This is a genomic window from Terasakiella pusilla DSM 6293, assembly GCF_000688235.1.
Classification (GTDB): Bacteria; Pseudomonadota; Alphaproteobacteria; order Rhodospirillales; family Terasakiellaceae; genus Terasakiella; species Terasakiella pusilla.
The window spans coordinates 1-1,767 of sequence record NZ_JHYO01000075.1 but is presented as its reverse complement, the minus strand read 5'-3'; the positions used below and the strand labels follow the sequence as shown (position 1 = coordinate 1,767).

Annotated in this window: 2 protein-coding genes; both read left to right on the top strand. The window is 37.7% G+C overall.

Annotated features, from left to right (window positions below; genetic code table 11):
• Positions 1–124 precede the first annotated feature (124 nt).
• On the top strand, positions 125–517 hold the full coding sequence (locus tag Q397_RS0120150; protein WP_028880913.1) for a hypothetical protein: 393 nt from the start codon (positions 125–127) through the stop codon (positions 515–517).
• Positions 518–536: 19 nt separating this feature from the next.
• Entirely contained in the window at positions 537–1,427 is an 891-nt protein-coding gene (locus Q397_RS0120145; protein ID WP_028880912.1) for a hypothetical protein, read from the top strand.
• The last annotated feature ends 340 nt before the right edge of the window (positions 1,428–1,767 follow it).

The following is a 1,767-nucleotide window of genomic DNA, read 5'->3' as shown; positions in this document are numbered from 1 at the left end:
ACGGCGGCGGCTCATAATTCCCTCCAAATCTTTTGGAAGGTTGAATCATATTCAAGCTGATACAGGAAGGAATTTTATGAGTTTACGGCCTAATTACTTTAACCTTCCCTAAGAAAGGCTGCAGATGAACCTCGAGCAAAAAAAAGACCGTATAAGAATGACGCCTAAAGCCTTAAAGGCTTTTATAAAGTTAATGAATGTTTGGAAGGTAGAAACAGTAGATCGACAAAGGCTTATTGGTGATGTACCAAATTTTGATTTTGAGAACTATATCCAAGAAGCTGACACCCCCATCGAACCTTTACCCAAAGAACAAATAGAGTTGATTTTCTCATTACTAAACATTGCAAAGTATTTAAGAACTCTATTCTCAAAACCAGTTGCTGATGATTGGATAAACAGACTCAATTGTGGCCCTTTATTAGTTGGGAAAACCGCTTTGGAATATATGTGTGAAAATGGACCAACAGGTATCAGGGAAATCCAACGAGAATTAGCAGCAAGAATATATGGGTAATTTTGTAAGGTTTTAAGAGATGCTGAAATACACTTTACCAGAAACAAGAAATTCTGATGAATTAGGCTGGTTCTATATATTAAACTCACCTTCCTGGGACTATTTTATCTATGGTCGATCAAATAATCGCAATATTGAAGATCGTAAAAGTAAATATTTCTATGAAAAATGCTACCCTTTAGATGCCCGCTTCGAGATCATCTGGCATGTTAATAATCATGTTTCTTTTGAAAAAGCATTTAAGGCACTTACTATCCAGAAAGGTTTCCAAAAATGGCCAAACAATCCAGATAAGGAACAAATCTGTAAACGAAAAGTCAGTACTGAAGATTTATACGCTCTGCTAATTGAAACGATATCTCAGGTTCCACAAAGCACATTAATTGGAACACCTGATAAACTAGATGATCACTTTTCTAAAATATCTTTTGACGAGATTCTTGATATTGGATTTGAAAGAACCACTCGCAAGATAATGGATAGTCATCGGCTAAACCTTGCTCAAAGGCCCATAAAAAAACATCCGTTTCTGGAGTATTTAATTAATGAGGCTAAAGCCCTAAACATGTTCTGCAGTGTCGGATGGATACATGAATGGACGGACGCAATTGACCTTTGCACTTTAATACAAGATCGCAGACTAAATAACGAATTTGAGACTGAGAAAAAGAAATTTACAATAAGTCGATTACAAACAGCATACAGAGAACGGAGAAACAGAAAAAATGCTTTCGACGTAATATTTCCAAAAAGAAAAAACTCATATTTAAATGAACTAGAAATCGCGATATCAGACCTCGAACACGAAATCCAATGCAATTGTATTTTACATAAAAAAGAATGGTCCCCCCCTTCTTTACGAGGAAGAAAAGCTTTTGATCATCTTCTGAAAGAGTTCACTAGTAAATGAAAAAGAGCCAGTATGACCAAGCTTCATGGTGCTTAGGAATTGGGTAAGACGTAAGATGACCGATTATTTCTACTCACTGATGGTCATTCTTAATCAGGTGCCTTTTCGATTGGGGCACGGCTTGGGCCCAGAATGGGCACAATAGATAGTTCTGAGAAAAACACATAAAATAAAAAGCCTGTAACTCATTATAGTTACAGGCTTTCACGGTCTTAGGGGCCAGATTTACCGTACTCGCTCGCTGCGCTTGCTGCGTCGTTGCCTTTGGCCGAACTGTTGCAATCTGCGCCTTTCGGCACATCTTGCGCAGTTTAAATATGGTACCCAGACAGCCAACAAA